Annotated in this window: 17 protein-coding genes and 2 pseudogenes; 6 read left to right on the top strand and 13 right to left on the bottom strand. The window is 68.1% G+C overall.

Going from position 1 to position 19211, the window contains the following annotated elements; all coding sequences use genetic code 11:
- Window positions 1–107: 107 nt before the first annotated feature.
- Genes QFZ82_RS08170 through QFZ82_RS08160 form a run of 3 tightly spaced genes read right to left on the bottom strand, consistent with a single transcriptional unit; the run spans window position 108 to window position 3810 of the window.
- On the bottom strand, window positions 108–1124 hold the full coding sequence (locus tag QFZ82_RS08170; RefSeq protein ID WP_307712503.1) for a hypothetical protein: 1017 nt from the start codon (window positions 1122–1124) through the stop codon (window positions 108–110).
- Window positions 1121–3418 (bottom strand): hypothetical protein, encoded by a 2298-nt coding sequence (locus QFZ82_RS08165; protein ID WP_307712502.1) that lies wholly within the window; start codon window positions 3416–3418, stop codon window positions 1121–1123. The genes QFZ82_RS08170 and QFZ82_RS08165 overlap by 4 nt, the downstream gene beginning before the upstream one ends.
- A complete protein-coding gene (locus tag QFZ82_RS08160; RefSeq protein WP_307712501.1) occupies window positions 3415–3810 on the bottom strand; it encodes a DUF6507 family protein in 396 nt (131 codons plus the stop codon). Before QFZ82_RS08160 ends, QFZ82_RS08165 begins: the two co-directional genes overlap by 4 nt.
- Before the next feature lie 359 nt (window positions 3811–4169).
- Here QFZ82_RS08160 and QFZ82_RS08155 point away from each other — a divergent pair, with 359 nt between their 5' ends.
- Window positions 4170–4583 (top strand): hypothetical protein, encoded by a 414-nt coding sequence (locus QFZ82_RS08155; RefSeq protein WP_307712500.1) that lies wholly within the window; start codon window positions 4170–4172, stop codon window positions 4581–4583.
- A 6-nt stretch (window positions 4584–4589) separates the two neighbouring features.
- Here the strand turns inward: QFZ82_RS08155 and QFZ82_RS08150 are convergent, their stop codons facing one another.
- Window positions 4590–7907 carry a type ISP restriction/modification enzyme gene (locus tag QFZ82_RS08150; protein WP_307712499.1) on the bottom strand — a complete coding sequence of 1106 codons (3318 nt, stop codon included), beginning with the start codon at window positions 7905–7907 and terminating at the stop codon, window positions 4590–4592.
- Between the two features lie 549 nt (window positions 7908–8456).
- On the opposite strand from QFZ82_RS08150, the gene QFZ82_RS08145 reads away from it, so the two are divergent.
- Together QFZ82_RS08145 and QFZ82_RS08140 are read left to right on the top strand one after the other, a co-directional pair.
- Window positions 8457–9044: an isochorismatase family protein gene (locus QFZ82_RS08145; RefSeq protein ID WP_307712498.1), complete on the top strand. Its 588-nt coding sequence runs from the start codon at window positions 8457–8459 to the stop codon at window positions 9042–9044.
- Window positions 9045–9770: 726 nt separating this feature from the next.
- Window positions 9771–10232 carry a hypothetical protein gene (locus QFZ82_RS08140; protein WP_307712497.1) on the top strand — a complete coding sequence of 154 codons (462 nt, stop codon included), beginning with the start codon at window positions 9771–9773 and terminating at the stop codon, window positions 10230–10232.
- Here QFZ82_RS08140 and QFZ82_RS08135 read toward each other — a convergent pair.
- Window positions 10229–10368, bottom strand: a pseudogene (locus QFZ82_RS08135) (IS110 family transposase); the annotation flags it as partial. The gene QFZ82_RS08140 and the pseudogene QFZ82_RS08135 overlap by 4 nt on opposite strands.
- Here QFZ82_RS08135 and QFZ82_RS39705 point away from each other — a divergent pair.
- A pseudogene (locus tag QFZ82_RS39705) lies at window positions 10345–10545 on the top strand (hypothetical protein); the annotation flags it as partial. The pseudogenes QFZ82_RS08135 and QFZ82_RS39705 overlap by 24 nt on opposite strands.
- A 94-nt stretch (window positions 10546–10639) precedes the next feature.
- On the opposite strand, the gene QFZ82_RS08130 reads toward QFZ82_RS39705, so the two are convergent.
- The 4 genes from QFZ82_RS08130 to QFZ82_RS08115 are packed head-to-tail and all read right to left on the bottom strand — an operon-like array spanning window position 10640 to window position 12695.
- A complete protein-coding gene (locus tag QFZ82_RS08130; protein WP_307712496.1) occupies window positions 10640–10972 on the bottom strand; it encodes a hypothetical protein in 333 nt (110 codons plus the stop codon).
- Window positions 10965–11975, bottom strand: a complete 1011-nt coding sequence (locus tag QFZ82_RS08125) for a hypothetical protein (RefSeq protein ID WP_307712495.1) — start codon at window positions 11973–11975, stop codon at window positions 10965–10967. Before QFZ82_RS08125 ends, QFZ82_RS08130 begins: the two co-directional genes overlap by 8 nt.
- Window positions 11881–12348, bottom strand: coding sequence for a hypothetical protein (locus QFZ82_RS08120; protein WP_307712494.1), 468 nt, complete (start codon window positions 12346–12348; stop codon window positions 11881–11883). Before QFZ82_RS08120 ends, QFZ82_RS08125 begins: the two co-directional genes overlap by 95 nt.
- A 5-nt stretch (window positions 12349–12353) precedes the next feature.
- Window positions 12354–12695, bottom strand: coding sequence for a hypothetical protein (locus QFZ82_RS08115; protein ID WP_307712493.1), 342 nt, complete (start codon window positions 12693–12695; stop codon window positions 12354–12356).
- Between the two features lie 337 nt (window positions 12696–13032).
- Here QFZ82_RS08115 and QFZ82_RS08110 point away from each other — a divergent pair, with 337 nt between their 5' ends.
- Window positions 13033–13551: a RidA family protein gene (locus QFZ82_RS08110; protein WP_307712492.1), complete on the top strand. Its 519-nt coding sequence runs from the start codon at window positions 13033–13035 to the stop codon at window positions 13549–13551.
- A gap of 67 nt (window positions 13552–13618) precedes the next feature.
- Window positions 13619–15031 carry an aminotransferase class V-fold PLP-dependent enzyme gene (locus tag QFZ82_RS08105; RefSeq protein WP_307712491.1) on the top strand — a complete coding sequence of 471 codons (1413 nt, stop codon included), beginning with the start codon at window positions 13619–13621 and terminating at the stop codon, window positions 15029–15031.
- Between the two features lie 60 nt (window positions 15032–15091).
- On the opposite strand, the gene QFZ82_RS08100 is transcribed toward QFZ82_RS08105, so the two are convergent.
- From QFZ82_RS08100 to QFZ82_RS08085, 4 genes are all read right to left on the bottom strand, one after another.
- A complete protein-coding gene (locus QFZ82_RS08100; protein ID WP_307712490.1) occupies window positions 15092–15352 on the bottom strand; it encodes a hypothetical protein in 261 nt (86 codons plus the stop codon).
- The gene (locus QFZ82_RS08095; protein WP_307717659.1) at window positions 15349–16011 is read right to left on the bottom strand and encodes an RNA polymerase sigma factor; all 663 of its coding nucleotides are present in this window, start codon (window positions 16009–16011) and stop codon (window positions 15349–15351) included. Before QFZ82_RS08095 ends, QFZ82_RS08100 begins: the two co-directional genes overlap by 4 nt.
- Window positions 16011–17558, bottom strand: a complete 1548-nt coding sequence (locus QFZ82_RS08090; protein ID WP_307712489.1) for a sodium:solute symporter — start codon at window positions 17556–17558, stop codon at window positions 16011–16013. The genes QFZ82_RS08095 and QFZ82_RS08090 overlap by 1 nt, the downstream gene beginning before the upstream one ends.
- 1023 nt (window positions 17559–18581) lie before the next feature.
- Window positions 18582–19136, bottom strand: coding sequence for an SUKH-4 family immunity protein (locus QFZ82_RS08085; RefSeq protein ID WP_307712488.1), 555 nt, complete (start codon window positions 19134–19136; stop codon window positions 18582–18584).
- Between the last annotated feature and the right edge of the window lie 75 nt (window positions 19137–19211).

Here is a 19211-nt window from a genome sequence, read left to right as displayed (position 1 = left end):
TGGATTTCGGGCCGACTTGCCGGCATGTAGAAGGAACTCCACTCTGACCCGCCCGTTCGATGATCTGCTCCAGTGCCTCCGCCGCCAGCCCATACGACGGCCTGTGGCTAGTACCGGCCTGAGAGCTCCTCCAGGGAATCGAGGGACGGGGCTTCTTGGGGAGCGTCTTCTGCGATCAGACCGATCTCCGGCCGCGGCGGACGCTGAGCCACCCACTCCAGTGCGGAGAGCGGGGTGAGCCCTTGACCGTGAGCGGCTCGAAGGCGTAGCAACCATTCGGCTCCCGCTTCGAATGCTGCGTCACCCGCCGCAGTTCGAGGCTCGTAGCCCGCAGCATCGTCGGCTACCGATGCCCAGACGTACCCCAGTGTCTGTTCGTCGCGCTGGATCGTGAAGTAGCGCACGGGATGCTCAGTGGTCTCCTCGTACTCGTCCTCAGACGATGGAATTCTTGACCGGAGCAGACCCGAACGTGTGGGAACTTCAAATGTTCCCCATGAGTCGTCGTAGGCGGGCCCCTCGATTGAGGGATCCTCGAAACCGGTCTCCGTGGGCACTGCGTAGTGGCTCGAGTCTCCCGGATCGGGGGCACTGCCGAGCAGGGCTGAGATTTCCTCGAGGGCAGCACTGAGCCGGGGCGCGTTCTCGGCGTGCACTTGGGGCTGCTCGCGGTCACGGGTGTCCATCGTCAGCCATGCGTCGGAGTAAGTTTCCAGTGTCACCACGAGGAGGCTGCTCTTCCAGACGTCCACCCCGATGGCGAACAGCTTCTCCACCCTATGTCTGGCTCCTGACTCCAACCAGAAGCCGGGGCAGTCGATCCGAGCGCTGACGAGGTGGTCGCCGTCGAGTGAATCCGCCTCGGCCACTGCCCGTGACAGATCGGTTCCAGGAGCAAGGGGCTCAAGCTCCAAGTTCAGACCGCCGGCATCGAGTCGGACGTCCCGCATGTTGCCCACGGACCGGACCGAGAGGCCGACCTTTCCCACGGGACTTGCCAACTCGTGATCGGCCAGGATGTTCCAGACCGCCACAGCGGTCTCTGCGGCGCGACGCGGACGGAAACCGTCAGTGCTCGACGTGATTTCCCACGTCCAGTCGCCAATGGGATTCGAGGTGATCACAGCATGTCCTTGGGGTCGAGCTTGCTGCCGGGCGGAATCACGAGGTTGCCGTCCTCGAGGCGAATGACGAACGTGATGCCCTCGCCCTTCGGTCCGCGCCCGCCGCGGTGGATATCCATGAGGGCATCGTACGAGCCGCTGGATATCCAGTCGGCGCGGGTTCCCCGGCCGCCGTCCACGAGCAGCACGTGATGGTTGGCTTCTGCCTTCGCCAACTGGAGCAGATACTTGCCTCTGGTGATTTCGCTGACCGCATCCTGAGGGTCGTTGAGATGCTTCATCTGATAGGCGTAGATGTCACCGGTTTCGTCCTTGATGCGGACGTCCACGTCGGCGCCCACTGGGACCTTCTGCTCAAAGTCGATGGCGTGCGCCGGTACGCCGCTCTTCACCAGGTCGTCTGCGAAGATGATCTGATCTGCACTGGGCTGGAACATGCCCAGCTTGTTCGCCCCCAACGCCGATACGACCTGCCCGAATTCGTCACTCTGATTGAACTGACCCGAGCCGATGACCTCGGCTACACGCTGACCGTCAGGTTCCGAGGCCAGGCGGTCCAGCACCCTCTCCAGGACGTTCGGCTTCGGTCGCTTCTTGCCCGGAATTCCCTTGACCGCGTCACGGACGCGTTGCTCTGTCTCCCCACCTCGAGCCATGGGCTGCGGCTCACTGCTGAGAGAAGCCCCGTTGCTGTCGGACCCGCCAGTGCCATCGGCCCCGTTGCCGCTGCCGCTGCCGGTCCCATGCGGTGCATCGGGGGCGTCCCCATGGTGGTCGGCCGATCCGCCTTGCTCCGCACCCGAGTGACTACTCCGCCCTGGGCTGTCGGCTGCATGTCCGGAATCGTGTCCGCCGCCGGTTTTCTGCGGCTCGCCATCCCGTTCGCCTCCGCCACCGGCCGGATCGTGCGACGTGTCGTGACTGCCCTGGGGCGGCAGATTCTCGCCTGCCTCCGCATGCGCCTGCGGGACACGCGCACCCGCGCCCACCAGTTCGTGCTGGCGTGGCGTCTCGATGGACGGTGCCCGGTCGGCAGCTGCCGGTTCATGAGGGGCGGGCGTCGTGTCGGGCACGTCCTTCTTGCCCGGAATGAACTCACCGTTCTCAATACGAAGTTGGGAGCCGTCCGGGTATTCGATGAAGCTGTGCGCCGCGTCCGTGGCCGCCGCTGCGTCGGTGGCGCCACGGACGCCCGCGGTGAGTTCGGCGACCTTCGGCAGGGCGCGGGCGGCGGTGCCGACCGTCTTGGCTGCCGCGCTGATCGGGTCCAGGACCTCGCCGACCTTGGCCAGGTTGCCGGCTACTCGGGAGATCCCACCCGCCTTTCCTGCCTTCGAGGCCGCGCCCAACGGTCCGGCGCCCAGGGTGAGGCCGTTGAAGATGACCGTGCCCATGGCCTTGCCGGGGTTGGTGGACCAGTCGTCCCAGGCGACGAATGACTTGCCGAACTCCTTGGCGTACGGCTTGCTGTCGTCCATGAGCTTCTTCATGGACGGTGAGAGGTCTTTCCGGTCGCCATGGGGGTCCAGTAGGTAGCCCTCGGCACCGATGATCACCCGGACCAGTCCCTCGCGGGCGGCGCCGCCGTCCTCCCCGGGGCTGAAGAGGTCGATCAATCCCTCGACCGAGCCGACGGCGTTGTCGACGATGCTGATCCCCGCTTGCTCCAGGTGGTAATCGATCCCGAACGGCAGCATCTGGTGGTGCTCCGGGCTGCCCCAAGGAAGGGATTCCGCCTGGTCCAGCTGCTCGGCGCTGAAGCCGTACGCGTTCTTCTGCCCACGGCTGCCGTTGTTGATCGCCCACTGGGTGCCGTCCACAAGCGCTGTGATCTTGTCGGCGCAGGTCACCTCCGCCTGCTGGAAGGCGGCGACCGCGGCGTTCACCCCGTCCCACAGGGCCTGGTGCTCGTCGACCTTGTCCTTGTCCTTCTGCCAGCTCTCCAGCAGGCCGTCGTGGCCCTTGACCGACTCGACGAATTGCGTGGCCTGCCAGCGCAGCAATTCGAGCTGCTTGACGATCTCGGCGACCTCGATCGCGTACGTCTCCAGGGCCCCGGCCACCGTCAACAGCCGCTCCGCGAAGGAACCGGAGGTCTCCTGCACCGCCTGCGTCGTGGCGAACAGCTGCCCCGCCTCAGGGGCCTGGTACGAGGCGCTCAGCCCCTGGAAGCGGGTGTGGACGTCGCTGCCGTGTTCGCTGATCGCCTTCGCCGCCTGGCGCAGCGCGACGATCTCCCGCCCCAGCTCGCCCAGGTCTCCGGTGAAGGTGGGGATCTTCTCCGGGCTGATCACTTCTCGGCGGCCTGCTCACGGGCCGCTTCCAGGAACGCTGTCACGTCAGGCGCGAGCATGGCCTGCCGCTGGGCGTTCCACGCCTGCTCCAGATTCCCGGTGATGTACGCGTTGGTCGCCTCGATGGCGCCGTTCGCCGAGCTGCTGGCGCGCAGGGGCAGGAACGCCACATCCGTCTCGGTCCCCTTGATGAACTGGCTCAGCGCCACCGCCACCAGCCCCGCCGCCTGGCCGCCGCTCTTGCCGCCGACCGCCAGGGTTCCCGCAGACTCCATCGCTCCCTCGACGCCCGCCCCGTACAACTTGATGCCGGCGCCCATGCTCGCGGCAGCCTCTCTCACCTGAGAGATCACCGACTGCACGCCTGCAGGCGTGATGTCCCACCCCGTCACAACGAACCCCCGTGCGTCGTCCCCTGGTCAATACGTTCCGTTGACCGTGCCCAGTATCGACTACGGCACTGACAACGGATCATTCATCTGTACCAGCCCGTCGATTGCAGCAGCAACGCACATCCGGCCAAAGGGCCGGCAGAACTGGCTCATCTGGACGCTTCGACCTGTTCGTGCACTTACCTTCGCCCCGTGAGCCGGTGATCGAGCGGTGCTGGAAGCGCAACTACGTCGGTGCCTGGCAGGGGCGGCTCACCTGTCGCCTGGGCCGACGACGGCAAGCCGCGTGGCACATGCCATTCGCGCGACCTCGTCTCGAGGAGCCTCAGGTGGTGGCCGTGGTGTGCTAGGCATACGGCATGCAGTCACCGGCCCCTCTGCCCCACGTTGACATCACGGACACCCAGTGGCGGTTGCTAGCGCAGGTCGTGGCCGCCCCGCTTCCGCGACCTGAGGGAAACGCCGGCGCCGCCGCCGAGGAAGTGGCGGCCCGAGGACTCGATCCCGACCAGGTGCGGGCAGACTGGCCCGTCCTGCTCTGGCTGAAGTTTCTGGCGCGGCAGGGTGAACTGCTCGCGGTCACCGACCTGGGCACGGCCATGCATTACCGGGCCTTGTACGAGTCCTCGGAGCAAGTTCTCGGCGAGATCGCCCAACTGGTCGAGGAGTACGGGGCAACGGCTCCCGAGTTCGCACGAGCGGTGGGCGGGCTGAGCCGACGGGCCATGTCGTTCGCCGACGCCTCAGCTTCCCTTCGCGGAGATACGGCCTGAGGCGTCTCAGGGCTGAGTCACTGCCTCGTCGGCGAAGAGGCCGTCCCTCCGCACGACTCGTGCCTTACGCGATGAATCCTTGACGGGCAGCACTCCCTCGACGACCAGCTCGGAATGCGTGATGACGGGGGCGGCCAGCACCTCGCGCAGGAGATCTCGCTGTGCGGGGGCCAGGTCGGTGAGCCTCCGCAGCACAGACAGCAGCTCGATCAACTCCTTCGTCCACTCCGGCGGCCATGCGTCCACGTGGATGTCGTCGAGAGGGCTGGTCCTCTTGCTGCTGGGCTTGGCCCTGCGGTAGCCGAACCACTTGTTGAGGACGCGCATGCCGCCGACGTCATAGGTCCAGACGGCCTCGGGAACAGGCGCGAACGACCCCTCACCGACGTGAAGAGTCTGCGTCTCGGCGTCGTACCGCATCGTGTCCGGGACCTGCTGACCGATGGGGGTGAGGTAGCGGACCTGGCGCTCGTCGCTCTGTGGGAAGGCGACCTGTCCATTTGGGCGTCCGGCTTCAGGGGCTACGCAGCGCCGGCCGTACGTCGATGCCCACAGCACTTCTCTGCCTAGAGCCACAGCCCGGCTCCAGACCTCCGGATCGCGAGTCAGCGGCAGGCGCACACCCGGCGTCAGCAGTTCCTCGACGAACCGCTGAGTGAAGGCACCGTGTCCCGCGACTCCGACGGCGTAGGCGGCCAAGTCGGCTGCCTTCACCGGACCGCGGCCGAGTACGTGGGCGAGAAGAGAGAGGAGTCCGCCGGCAACGTTGGGGGAGCCGTCGGGGTGGAGCAGGGGCAGCACTCGGCCGCCTCGGCCGTTGAAATGATGCGTGTCGGGGATGAGATGGGTTGCCACTACGGCGGGGCCGGAGTCGATGTTGTGCGATGACTGGTGATTGAGAAAGAGCTGCCCCGCTTGGTGAGCCGCGTCCCAAAGGTCAGGGCGCGGAAAGTCGATGGTGCGGTTGTCCGCGATCAGCCACTGTCGATCGAAGCTTCTCAGCGAGATCTGGACCGTCTCCGGCCTTGTGGAGCGCTCCTGATTCAATGAGTGTGGATGCGCAGACTGCCCCGGGAGCGGTTCCTTCTCACCGGCTAAGGTGCGGTCCCGGGTCTCCTTGAACAGCTCGGCCTTCTCCGAGGGGTCCGTCTCCCGTATGAGCCTCGCCCACCTCCTCCGCAGCGTCTCGGCGGAAGGGCCGCTCACCCACGAGCGGTTGGACGTGATGCCCAGACTGCTCCATGGGAAGAGATCGCTGAGTGCGGGGTATTCATCCCAGCCCGACTGCGTCCGCGGAGTGAAGGGCCGCACGTCATCGCTGTGGGCCTCCCGCCAGCCGTCGTCGTCCAGTTCAATCGCCCGTAACGCCTGGAACTTCTCCGCCTGCTTCCCGGAGACAGCTCGATAGTGGACGCGTGCCCGGTGGCTCTTCGCACGCTCAACCTCGTGCCTGCGGACGAACAGGCAAATCGCGAGCGGCTGGGCGACGCCCGGGAACACGCGCGTGGCGACCTCGGCGCGCTGCCCTTCGGGCGAGAGGTTGATGACCCAGCCCTCGTCGCAGGTGCGCCGCAGGTAGTCCCGCATGCCGCGGCCACCAGGGCCGGTCGTCCATCCGGACGGGGAGATGAAGCAGACGACCCCGTGCTGGTCTCCCTCATGCGCGTCGAACACCTTCCAGGCCGCCCACCGCCAGAAGTAGACGTACATGTTCTTGAGCATGTGTTCGTAACGCCCGTTGCCATGGAGGCGGAAGTCGTCGAGCAGTGGGGCGGTGCTGTCCCCGTTGCGCTTCTCGACCCATCCGCCGCGGTTCTCGGCCTTGTCGTCGTAGGGAGGATTGCCGATCACGACGGTCACGGGGATGCGTGCCTTCACCCTGTTGGCACGCCTTCGGGAGTCGGACAGCGCACCGTAGACGTAGAGGTGCTCCTCCTCCACGAAGGGGTTGTCCAGTGTGTCGGTGACGAAGAGGTTCAGTCCGCCGTCCGGCAGCGGAGCCTGGTGCCGTTTGAGGAGGTCCGAGGCGCGCAGCTCGGCGACTGCGAAAGACCCCATCTGCAGCTCGAAGCCATAGAGGCGCGTGGCGAGGCGGGAGATCGCGTCGGCAGCCATGGCGGGACCGTGCCGTTCGGCGGCCTGCTCCGCCACTCGCTCGATGATCGTGTGCAGATATGTGCCAGTCCCCATGGCTGGGTCCACGATGCGTACATCGTCTCCGCCGAAGCCGTCCTGTTGACCGAGGCGGGTGCGTAGCACGCTCTCTGTGAGGCGCACCATCTCCGTGACGGTCTGGTGCGGTGTGTAGTAGGAGCCGCTCTTCTGCCTGAGCGCCGGGTCGTAGACGGTGAGGAAGTGCTCGTACAGGTGGAGGTAGGCATCCCGGTTGCCGGCCCGGATCGCCGACCAGTCGACACCCGCGATGGTGCGCTGCAGCAGATCGAGTGTGACGGTGAACCGCTCGTTCACGTGGTCGGTGAGGAGCTGGAGCGCCTTGCCCATCAGCGCGTGGTCCGCGTCGAGACGCCGGCCGATCTCGTGCAGGCTCGACTCCTTGTCGAGAATGCCTTCCGAGCGGGCCAGGAGCAGAGCGAACGTGACGGCCTGGGCGTATCCGTCGGCGAACGTGGCGTCGTCTGCGGAGGGGAACAGCAATCTGCGCCATTCGTTCTTCAAGCCGGTGAACGGGCGTGCGCGCACATCGTCGTCCGGTCTGGGTGACCTGGCCTCGGCAGCGAGTTGCTCCAGCACGGTCGAGCGGAGCAGTCGGCACAGCGGAGCGATGTGCTGGACGAGACGGTTGACGTGGGCGATCTTCGGGGGTGCCCAGAGGAGGAAGGTTCTGAGGAGTGCGTCGAAGGCTGCTGGATCGGCGGGGACCAGCTTCTCACCCGCGCTCTTGAGCGAGCCCGTGAAGAGCACCGTCTCGCCCAGCTGGCGTCCGTCGCGGTACAGCCGCCACTCGGTGCCGTTGGAGTACAGCAGGTTGGGCAGATTCCGCAGTTTTTCCCACTGCTCCCGGTTGTCCTTGCCGAAGGTGTCGGGATCCAGGGGGAGGCTTGGCTTCTTGAGTTCGATGTAGCCGGAGACGTCGCCGCCGGCCCGTATCGCGTAGTCCGGCCGTACGCCGAGGTCGGCGATGCGGAACTCGTCGTGCCAGGAGACTTCATGGAGACTGTGGTGCTCGCCCACGGTCTGGAGGAGGACTTCGAGCGGACCCCGGATCGACGCCTCCGGGCTTCCGCCGCCGGAGAGCTTCGCCTTGCAGCTACCGCCGAACTGTGAAACGGCAGCGCGCAGCCAGTCGTACACGTCCCCTGACATATGCCCCCCAGGATCGCGTCCAGCGACGAGCGTAGCCACGGCTGGTCAGTGGGGGAAGACGGAGTGTGACGGTAGGGGACACCGTTACTGCTGTGGCGGCTACAGAGCGCCTGCCGTCAGATCGTCCATGAGCAAGTCGGCCGGACTGCGGGCGAGTTCAGCGGCCTGTGCCGCGGCGTCGCGCAGCTCGCGGATGCGGCGAAAGGCCTCTCCATAGCGGCGTTGCTCCCAAGTGGCAGGAGCGATACGCGCAGTCGACCCGGCTGCACCTGGACGGTCGTGCTGCCGGTGCCCGCTGCGACGGTGACGGCGACCGCTGAGCCGGAGCCGGCTCCGATGGTCACGAAGACGGCCACCACGAAGCCCCGAGCCGCCCAAGAAGACCCAGGCTCCCGGGCCGGCGACCAGCTTCGAGTCCGGTGAGCGTCGGGGACAGGGCGGTACCGCTCGGCACATCCCGTGACCGTACCAGCGCGCACACCGCTGACGACCTCTTCAGGGCACCCAAACCGGGTGGAGGTGCGTGATGGCGACAGTCATGATGACGCCATGAGCACTCACCTGCAGCCCGTAGAGGCCCTCCTCGTGGTGGACGTTCAGTCGGCGTTCGTCTCCGGCACCGGCGCCGTACCCGACGCCGTCCGCCTCGTGGACCGGACGACCGACCTGATCGCGCGGGCGCGAAGGAGCGGGGCGCTCGTCATCCACCTCCAGAACGACGGGCCCGCCGGGGCGGACGACGAGCCGCACACGCCCGGCTGGGAACTCCATCACGCCGTCGAGTCCGGGCCCACTGAGGCCGTCGTCCGCAAACCCCAGGACGACGGTTTCCAAGCGACCGTGCTGGAGCGTCTGTTGACCGATGCCGGGGTGAAGTCGCTCGCCATCTGCGGTGTGATGTCCGAGATGTGCGTACAGGCGACGGCTCGTACGGCCCTGGCGCTCGGGTACCGCGTCGTCCTGCCGCACGACGCGCATGCCACGCATGACATCCCGGCGGCCCCGGGCATCAGCGAACGGATTCCCGCGGCCGTGGTCTCGCGGGTGGCCGAATGGGCTCTCGGAAGTGACCTCGAGATCACCCCGCACGCCTCGCACGTCGCGTTCCAAGCCGTGCCTGCGTCGCCCGTGTCCTGACCGTGACCGCCGCTGTCGACGCAGGAGCGGACGGCGGCGGGCGCGGCAGGCCACAGGAACCCTGGCCGAAGGCGATCTGTTGCCCGGTGTGGAAGCTGTCGTGCAATGGCCTGCACTCGGTGAGCAACTGCACAGGGGGACATGGTGCCGCGGGTGCCACAACGCCGGGCGGCGCACCTCAACCCAGCGGCGAGAGGCGCGGAAGCTGGGGTGAGGTGGCCGTGGTGGTCTCGGCAGCCACGGCCGTCGTCTGTCTCGTTCTGGGGATTCTCGGCGTGACCGTCTTCTCCGCCCCGGTACGCACCGGGGCAGGGCTCCGGTCGCCATGCCGACCGCCGACGGGTCAACCGACCGGGCGCTGCCCACCAGCGGCCGTCACGCAAGAGGTCACCCGGCCGGCCGGCCGCCCCGCCGTGGGGAGCGGTGCGGGAACCCGGTGTCTCCGATCCACCGCACCGTCGGCGGGGGCGGGACAGCTGGCCTGGTACCACAAGTCTGCCGAGACCTCATGACCGACGTGACGTCCCGTACGCGGACCGTCCGGCTCCAGGGTTGGGATGCGGTACTGCTGTGGGTCGCGTGTACCAACTGAACGTGGACAGCCTCGCCACGGGTGGCCGCCCGGCCCCAAAGCAGAGGCTGTTCGCGACGGCACGGGACCACCTGGTGACCGGCACACCCTGAAACGGGGGGTGCCCCTGTGTCTTTGGTCAAGGTGGTCGGGCGGTGCTTCAGGGCGTTTGGAACGATGTGCTCGTGCATGCTGATGATCAGGTTGGTGAGGATGTCCCTGCGGAGCTCGCGGTGTTTCTCCGGGGTGCTGTCGACGGCCGCCCGGTGAAGATCGCTCCTTCCGTCTGTGAGGGGTGCGGCGGCCGGGTGTTCTTCGTACTGGTCAATGACTCTGGAGCGGAGCGGGAGTGCTCTGGCTGTGGCAGCCGTGCGTTCATTGCAGACAGCGAGGAGTGCTGGAGCGAGGAGTCCTGGGAGGACGACGAGCCTGGTGCGGCCGGCTGCCCGTGCGGGAGCGAGGAGTTCGAGGCTGCGGTCGCGTTCTCCCTTGGCGACGACGGTTCGGTTCGCTGGGTGACCGTGGGCCTGCGGTGCATCAAGGACGGATTCTCCGGGGTCTATGCCGACTGGAAGATCGACTACACCCCCACGGACCACCTCCTGAGCATGGTCTAGGTCTGCTGGGCGACCGTCCGGACGGGCTGCGGTTCGTAGAAGGTGCCATCTGCAGCATCGCGAAGAGGACATCCGCCCGGCGCCGGGCGAGGCAGAGTAGGGCCTGTGTGTGGTGCTTGCCCTGGGTGATCTTCTTGTCGGCCGGTGGACCACGGTCACCGAGTCCGAGTTCGACCATGGGCGCCGGGGCCTGGAGGTGATCCGCGACGAGCTTCCCGACTCTGGCCCCTGGCGGCAGCCCCCGCGCGACGAGTGCCGCCGGATCACCGCTGTCGGCTCACGGGAGATCAAGGCCGCACTCGACCGCGTCGGCTGTCCCGCGCCCGCCTGTGGGCGACGAACAGCAAGGACCGTGTCTCAGCCACAATGCCGCCGGGGTGACGTGCACCGGGCGCTCGCACCCGACGTCACGGCCCCGGCGCGAACACCATCCGTGCCACCGCCGTGAGGATTAGTGCGAGAGGGATCGCGTACCACCACCGCCGTACGCACCCGAGCGCGACGAACCCGGCCGTGACCGCCGCCGCGACGATTTCGGTCCCGACGCCAAGCACAGCCATCAGCCGCACGGTGTCGGTGACCGTATGGTCCCAGGGACCCTCGGACTCGGTCAGGAGGGCGTTGAGCACGAAGAAGCCCCCCACTGTATGCAGGGCGAGCAGCACCGCTGAGCACCCGGCGGTCGCGAGCACCACCCCCGGCCTGCGCGCAGTAGGTTCCCTCGTCTCCTGCTCAGTCATCCAGTGCCCGCCTCGCGTCGTCGATGTTGCGGCTGAAGCCTCGACCGTATGCCTGGGCGTCGTCGGTCTGCCAACCCGGGCCACCGTTGTACCGCGCGGCCAGTTCCTGGTACTGCTCCGGGGTCATCTGGTCGGCCGGTACATTGGCGAAGGAGCTTTCAGCCTTGAGGTGGGCAAGGTACTCCGACGCTATGTAGATGTTGGTCGACGGGTTCTGAGTGGCCGCTTCCACCTCGTCGCGCTGGGCCTTCGTCATGTTCTCCGGGTCGTACCCGAGTACCTCTGCCGAGCGGCGGATCTGGATCGCGATCGGCCCCATGGAGGTTTGGTCTGCCTCACCGGTGAGTCCGACCTGGTCCGCCACCCACTGGAACTCGGGCCACACCTCGTGCTGGTTCTGGCGGTAGTTGTCGCTCACGTCGTCCACCCACTTCGGGTCGCCCTGCACCTCCTGCCAGGCGATACCGGCGATCATGTCAGCTGGCAGCCCTGTGTACTCGGCAGCGTCCTTGATGTGCTGACGATTGGCCTCGATCCACTTGCGCCGCTCCTCGTCGGAGTTCGACGGGAGCCACTGGTTCTGGTCCATGGCAGGTGGCAGGCCGTCGAGCCGGGAGCGGATCTCCTCAAGTTTCGGCGAAACGGTCTTGTCTTCCACGTTCGGGGCGATTTCGTCCACGCGCGGCCCGCCGCCGGGCAGGGCGACGTTGGGGTCGGTTCTTGCTTCGCCGACCTCGTGCCGGAGTGCCGGCATGCCCGCGAGGAGCGCGGAAGGGTGGGGAAGATCGCCACGGAAGTCGGGAATCGATCGGTGAGCCGCGTCCAACGAAGACACGCACAGGGTCCGGGCCTCTCGTTCGATGCGCTGGGCATCGCCGAACGCCTGCTTGGCCGCATCGTAGCGTCGTTCAGCCTCGTCCCGGATCTCGTCGACGTCCACGGTGATTTCGGCGAACCAGTCGAGTACGCCGGTCCGCTTGCGCAGGTCCTCCCACTGGCGCATCGGTTCCGCGCCTTTGGGCTGTCTCGGTCACCGGCTCGGCAACCCTGGACATCACCTCGGAGAGTGCCGCCTCGCTCGAACGGCCGTCCTCGAAGCGTGACTTGGCCCGCTCGACCGCATCGGCATAGTCGACAAGAGACTTCCACGTCGTTCGAAAAGCCGACGACAGATGCGTGGCGAGGCTCTCGGCTTCGCGGAGCCGCTTCTCGTACAGGTCGTTGGCCTCGCTCACCCACTGGGTTCGTATGGCCTTCAAGAACGCGGTGTCGGACGACTCCAGGAGACGGTGGAGTCGGCGGTACTCCTGCGCATTGCGTTCTATGAGAGCAGGGTTGCAGAGTTCGAGGAACTCGACGTCGGCGTGGTATGTCATGACGGTCACCTGTCCTCGGCGGGTACGAAACGACCGGACTCGAGGATGGTGCGGAAGGCGGCTTCCGTAGTGTGGTCCGCCTCTGCGTAGTCGCCTCCGGCTGCCTTGAGCTTGGTCGAGAGGGCGGCGAGGAGGGACACCGTGTCGAGGTACTGGTCGTTGCTGAAGCGCGCGAAGGCGTCGAGTTTCTCGGACACTTCGTGGTGTGAGCGCGGCACGCGGGCCATCACTGTCAGCTCGCCGTCAGGACGCCCCTCGTAGAGGAGCCCTGCAAGCTCCACCAGCAGGTGTGAGTTCCCGTTGATGGAAGCGGCATTTGCTGTGTAGCCGTCGCCGTGCGCCGTCATGTTACGTCCCCCGCAGCGTTCATGATCACGGATCGTAGTGGACGTGCGTACAGTTTTCGCTTGAATGTCCGTCCTACGTCCGAGAGTTGGCGCTCGCTGGGGCGTGGAGGATTTTCGGGTGTGCTTCTCCTGGGGATCAAGGCCCGTGTCGCGCGGCGCGCGCAGACCGCATTCTCTCCCTGGGTTCTCCCGGCCGCATGGGGGCTCGTAGTCAGGTGCGTCCTCCGCCAAATCATTCCCCCACTCGTAAACCTCCCCCCACCCTGCCGCAACCAACCAGCACGCAACGCCCCGAACGAGGGCGTCCATGTGCTGATGTGTGCGGGAGGACGTGCGAATGCAGACCTCGAAGCAAGACCGGTGGGGCAGCGGGCGGCGGCGGGGCGTGGCCGCCCTCGCCGCCACCGCCGCCCTGTTCCTCGCCCTCGGCGGCGCCTCCGCGGTCGCCGAGACCACCGACCAGCAGAGCCCCCGGCATCGCGTCGTCGCCACCCCCGACGCGCCCGCCGCCATCGGGCCCTACTCGCAGGGGATCTCCGCCGGGAACCTCACCTTCGTCTCCGGGCAGCTGCCCATCGATCCCAGGACCGGGGCCATCCCCGCCGGCGCCTCCGTCGAGGAGCAGACGCGGCAGGTGCTGCGCAACGTCGAGGCCGTGCTCAAGGCCGATGGGATGTCGCTGTCGCACGTGGTCAGCACCACCGTCTACCTCGCCGATCTCGACGACTTCGCCCGCTTCAACGCCGCCTACGCCGAGTTCTTCGGGTCCGCCGCGCCGCCCGCGCGCGCCACCGTCGAGGTCGCCCGCGTGCCTCGGGACGCCAAGGTCGAGATCTCCGCCATCGCCGTCCGTTGAGTCGCCGTCCGCTGAGCAGCGCTCGGTCACATCGCAGTCCGTCGAGTCACAGCTGAAGGGACACGTCATGTCGAGACACACACGCACCCGCTCCGGGGTCTCCCGGCGCGGCTTCGTCGGATTCCTGGGGGCCGGCGCCGCGAGCGTCGGCATCGGGACGGTCGGCACCGCCCCGGCCGCGCACGCCGCCGCGCCCGGCGCGACGGCCGCCGCGCTGCCCGCGCCTTCGTCACCCGGATACTGGGAGGCGGTCGAGCGCCTGTTCATGCTGGACAAGGACGTCCTCTTCATGAACGTCGGCACCGTCGGCTCGCCGCCGCGCGAGGTCGTCGAGACCGTGGACCGGGTCCACCGCGAGGTCGCCGCCGGGGCGATATCGGCCTACAGCGACTTCCCCGACGTCCGTGCCGTCGCGGCCCGCGGCTACGGGTGCGATCCCGACGAACTCGTGATCTCCCACAACACCAGCGACGGCATGTCGAAGATCCTCGCCGGTCTCGCCCTCAAGGAGGGCGACGAGATCCTCACCACCAATCACGAGCACTCCGGCGGCAACGTTCCCATGGCCATCGCCCGGGACCGCCACGGCGTTGTGATCAAGCGGGTCGCCCTGCCCGTGGGGAACAGGCAACGTGCCGAGGACTACGTCGAGTTGTTCCGGCGGGCCATCACCTCGCGCACCAAGGCGCTCGTGTTCTCCGCGCCCACCTACAAGACCGGCACCATGCTGCCCATCGCCATGCTGGCGAAGCTCGCGCAGGACCACGGACTGATCAGCGTCGTCGACGGTGCGCACATACCCGGCATGATGGCGTACGACTTCCACGAGCTGGGCGTCGACTTCCTCGCCGGGTCGGCGGCGAAGTGGCAGTGCGGGCCCGGCGGTACGGGCATCCTCTACATCCGCAACAAGGTGCTGGCCCGCTACAACCCCAACCCGCTGCCCGAGTTCTGGCCCGTGGTGTCCAGCGGCTACCCCGCCGAAGGGGGACTGCCGCCCCGTTCCAACGGCCCCACCGAGAGCTACGACATCGCCTCCGACCTCCAGACCGTCGGCAACAGCAGCCTCGCGGTCATGGCCGGTGTGCGCCATGTCTGCGAGGTGTGGGACCGCATCGGGCGCCGGCGCATCCAGGACCATGTGCTCGGCCTGTCGGCGTACCTCAAGGAGCTGATCGTCGAGCGGTGGGGCGTGGACTCCCTGTACTCGCCCAAGGACGACCCCCGTCTGGTGTGCGCTCTCACCTCCTTCGCGCCCTTCCGTGACCCGAGTGACGTGCACGACGCGCAGAAGACGGCGACGCTGGTCGCCCGACTCAAGGACGAGTACGGCATCGTGATCCGCACCAGTGACTTCCCGGTCATCGGCTCGGCCCGGTCCCACCAGGCCGTCCGGGTGTCCACCCACCTGTTCCACCAGAAGGAGGACGTGGAGCGCGTCGTCGACGCTGTGTGGGCGCTGTCGGGCGACATGGGCTGACGCCGCCGAGGGGGCGGGGCCGCGGAGTTCGCTCCGCGGCCCCGTTCGCCTGTGTGCACGTCACGGCTGGACGATCACGTCGATCCGTTCCTGGCCCGGCGGCCGGTCGGGAGCGGCGAAGGAGTGCAGCGCCCACAGACCCACCAGGTCGGCGACGGCGACGATCAGCACCGCGAGCACCAGCATGACGAGCCGGCGCCGACGGTCCCGCCGCTGCCACTCCGAGCGGGCCCTGGCGTAGGTGTCGGGCGACGGCACCACCGTCGACGCCAGCGAGTCGAGGGTGTCGCGCAGCCGGGCCTCGGGGTCGTCCACACTCATCGATGGGTCTCCATGGCCCGCGACAACGCGTGCATCCCGCGGGAGATGTGCGACTTCACCGCACCCGTGCTGATCCCCATCGACTCGGCGATCTCCCTCTCCTTGAGGTCCATCCAGTAGCGGAGGACCAGTGCCTCGCGCTGCCGGGTGGGCAGGTTCTTCAGCGCGTCGACGACCTGCCGCTGGTCCTCGTGGAGCATCGCCGTGGACTCCGCGGAGGCGACCTCCGAGACCTCCATGCCGGCATGGCGACGGGACACCTGAAGGCGCCGTATCCGCATCCGCACGAGGTTGCACACCACAGAACGAAGGTACGCGGGCGCGGCCTCCGGCGCACGGAGTCGGTACCAGCGGTGGTGCAGTACGCAGAACGCCTCCGCGACCACGTCCTCGGCGTCCTGCTCCGCGCCCAACAGTACGGCCAGTCTGACGAGTTGGGCGTGATGGCCGTCGAAGAGCCGGATCAACGCCGTCTCCCGCTCCACGTCCCGCAGGTCCACACCGGGCTCGGTGCCCGCAGGCATCGGCGCAGGTGCGCTCTCGGAGGAGGGGACGGGACGTGGGGAGGTGACTGCGGCGTCGGGCTCCGTGGCGGCGCGGCCACGGCGCCACGGCGTGTCCGTACGCTCCGTACGTGCCGTGCGCTCGGTACGCCTCATCACGCCACCTCCCTGTGGTGCGTCGAGCGGGCCGGTCTCAGCACTCCGGCCAGGCCGCGCGGCACGCCGAGCCGGTCCAGCAGCGGGCTCGTCAGCGCGACGACGCCGAGGTTGACCGCGAGGCCGACCACGCCGGCGTACACCTGGACCTGTACGGGGCCGAGGGCGAGCGACACCAGGGAGGAGAAGCCGCTCGCGTTCACCAGGGCCGTGCCGACGACCATGCCGAGCAGCCATCCGGCGAGCAGGGAGACGCGGTGCGGGGTGCGGTGCAGCAGGCCCAGCGCGATCGTCGGCAGGATCTGCAGCACCCAGACCGCGCCCAGCAGATGGAGGTTGATCGCGGCCTGATCGCGCAGCCCGAGCGCGAAGGCCAGCGCGCCGACCTTGACGACCAGCGACATCAGCCGGGCCGTCCGGGTCACCTGGGCCGCCGTGGCGGTGGGGTTGACGAACTCCAGGTAGACGTTGCGCGCGAAGAGGGTCGCCGCGCCGATGGACATCACGGCGGCCGGCACGAGCGCCGCCACGACGACGGCGCCCAGGAGGAGTCCGGCCGCCCAGCCGGGTGCGAGGTCGAGGACGAGCAGGGGGATCGCCAGTTCCGAGCGGCCCGGCGGCGGCCGGACGCCCGACGCGAGTGCCGCGATCCCGAAGAGGGCGAACAGGCCGAGCATCGTCGTCCAGCCCAGCAGGCCGACGGACGAGCGCCGCAGGACGTCCGTCGAGCGGGCGGAGAAGGCCACCAGGAGCACGTGCGGGAAGGCGAACAGCGCGAGCGCCGAGCCGAGGGCCAACGACGCGTAGGCCGGCGCCAGGGAAGGGTCGGGGACGAGGGGGGAGACGCCGTCGCGTGCCACGAGCACCGCGTCGGCGCGGGCGAACAAGGACGAGGGTGAGCCCAGTTCGGCCAGGACGAGCGCGCCGATGGTGATCGTGGCGCCCACGACGAGCACGGCTTTCACCAGCGACACCAGGGTGGGCGCCCGCAGCCCGTACCGGTAGGTGGAGACGGCCAGTACGGCGAAGACGGCCGTGAGCGCGGCGTCGCCCGGCAATCCGTCGGGCCGCAGCCCGAGCACGCTGAGGACCGCCCGTAGCCCGAGCAGTTGGAGAGCGATGTACGGCATCGTGGCGAAGATCCCGGTGAGCGAGACCGCGAGCGCGAGCAGCGGCGAGCCGTACCGCTCCCGCACGAAGTCGGCGACGGTGACGTGCCCGTGGGCACGAGCCGCCGATGCCAGCCGCGGCAGCAGGACGAAGGCGATCGTGCAGATGATCACCGTGTAGGGGAGGGCGTAGAACCCGATGCCGCCGGAGGTGAAGACGGCGCCCGGCACGGCGGTGAACGTGTACGCGGTGTAGACGGTGCCTCCCAGCAGGCACCAGATGAGACCACCGCCCTGGCGGCGGTCGGCCAGTGCCCAGTCCTCGAGGTCCGCCCTGACCCTGGTGCCGCCCGAGGCGAGGCGGGCACCCCTCAGCGCGGTCGCCGAGGCCACCAGTACGACAGCCGTACAGGTGATCACAGGGGCGAGGTTACTCATGGCTCCTCCACGCTCGTTGTGGCCTGATGTCCGTTCGAAGCCGTCCGATCACCACCAGAGGGCGACGCGCCGGCCGTCGGCGGTGGAAATCCGGCCACGTCGCGGTAAACCCCGGCGGGGCCGAGCGCAACTGAACGGACGAAGAAGCCATGCCGGCAGGCCCTGGCGAAGCCGAACGAGTCACCAGCACGGAGGAAGCCGGCCCCCAGAGCCGGCCCCGACAGTTGAGGAGTGAACCACTGAATTCAGCCAAGTGCTAGACCCACGAGGTGGGGAAGGACCGCGTGCGGAGTGACGCCTCCACCTGCCCGGAATCCCGTCACCGGCGGCCATGCGGAGGGGGAGACGTCAAACGCCGCGCCGGGCGTTGGCGGTTGACAACGGTGGCCGAAAACTTCCGGAAACCCGCTGTCAACCGAGGCACGGCCGACCGCAGCTCCTCCGTGAACCCGTTCCGCGGATCCGCCGCGCGTCGTGATCCCTGTCACGCGTATCCGATCCGCTTCGCGTGTTCTCCGTGCCTCCGTGCAGGAGACCCCGCGCCGCGGTCCGGAGCGCTGGTCGGGGCGCGGGAGCGGGGATGAGAACCGGCCCGCTGACCGAACCTCTCACGCGCCTGCTGCGGGGCGTCTGGTGGTACTAGCGGGAGATCTCGGGCGCCGCGGACTGCGACCGCTTCTGCCGGCGCCACCGGGAGCACCACCCCGGTGACCCGGTCCCCACCCGGCACCGGGGAGGAGAACCCTCAGAGCCACTGCTGCTGACGGCTGGTGACTCGGGCGTGGGCCTCCGCGACCTCCTCGGGGGGAGTCGATGCGTGGCCCACGCTCGAGCGCGCCGCCGCCAGCACGATCCGGCACCGGACGTCGGCGGGTAGGGCCGGGCGCGGGCGCGACGGGGGAGTCGGTGGCGCGGGGCAGGAGCGGGAAGGGTGCCGGGGTGTCGTTCAGGTGGAATTCCCTTGTACCTCGCCACCTTGGACCTGGCCGGTGGTGCGGTCCGGCGATCCGCTACGACGTGACCTCAGAAGATGCCGTCCTCGATCTCCTGGAGCATCGCGTTCCACTCGGATTTCGCGTCGGCGAACGGGAGACGGTCGAATGCCTCGATTCCCCTGCGTAGCTCGTCCGGTGCGATGTCCCAGTTCTCCTCACGCCCTTCGAAGAACTTCTTCAGCACGAGGAGGGAGCGCACAAGCGAGTCGAGGTCACGATGGATCAGAACAGGCTGCCCGTCACCCTCGTGCGGGAACCCATGAATTCTGCCGTCGGCGGGATCGAGCGCCGCGATCGAACAAGGAAAGTAGCCGACTCTGAGCCAGGAGCGGCACACATCCGGGACGTCGAAGTCGAAGTCCTCGCTGTCAGCCCACGGGCCGACGTGGACGGCATCATCCGGCGATGTCGAAATGACGATGCCGGCCTGGGGTCCGTCCCGGCCTGAGCAGCCCGGGTGCCCCGCAAGGCTCCAGGCCGACGAGCCGGCCCCGACGGCTCGTCGGGATCGGTGTCGGCTTCGTGTACAGCACGGCCGGGCCGTTGCCCACCGTCTGATTGCATCGACCCGCGCCGGACGCATCCGATCCGTACCGCCTGCGGCCGTCCGATGTCTCGAACTGCCTTCCTGCCGGCCCCAGTTGCCATCGCCCAGTAC

It is taken from the genome of Streptomyces sp. V4I23, assembly GCF_030817975.1.
Classification (GTDB): Bacteria; Actinomycetota; Actinomycetes; order Streptomycetales; family Streptomycetaceae; genus Streptomyces.
The sequence above is the reverse complement of the archived record's forward strand: the minus strand, read 5'-3'. Positions and strand labels throughout refer to the sequence as shown.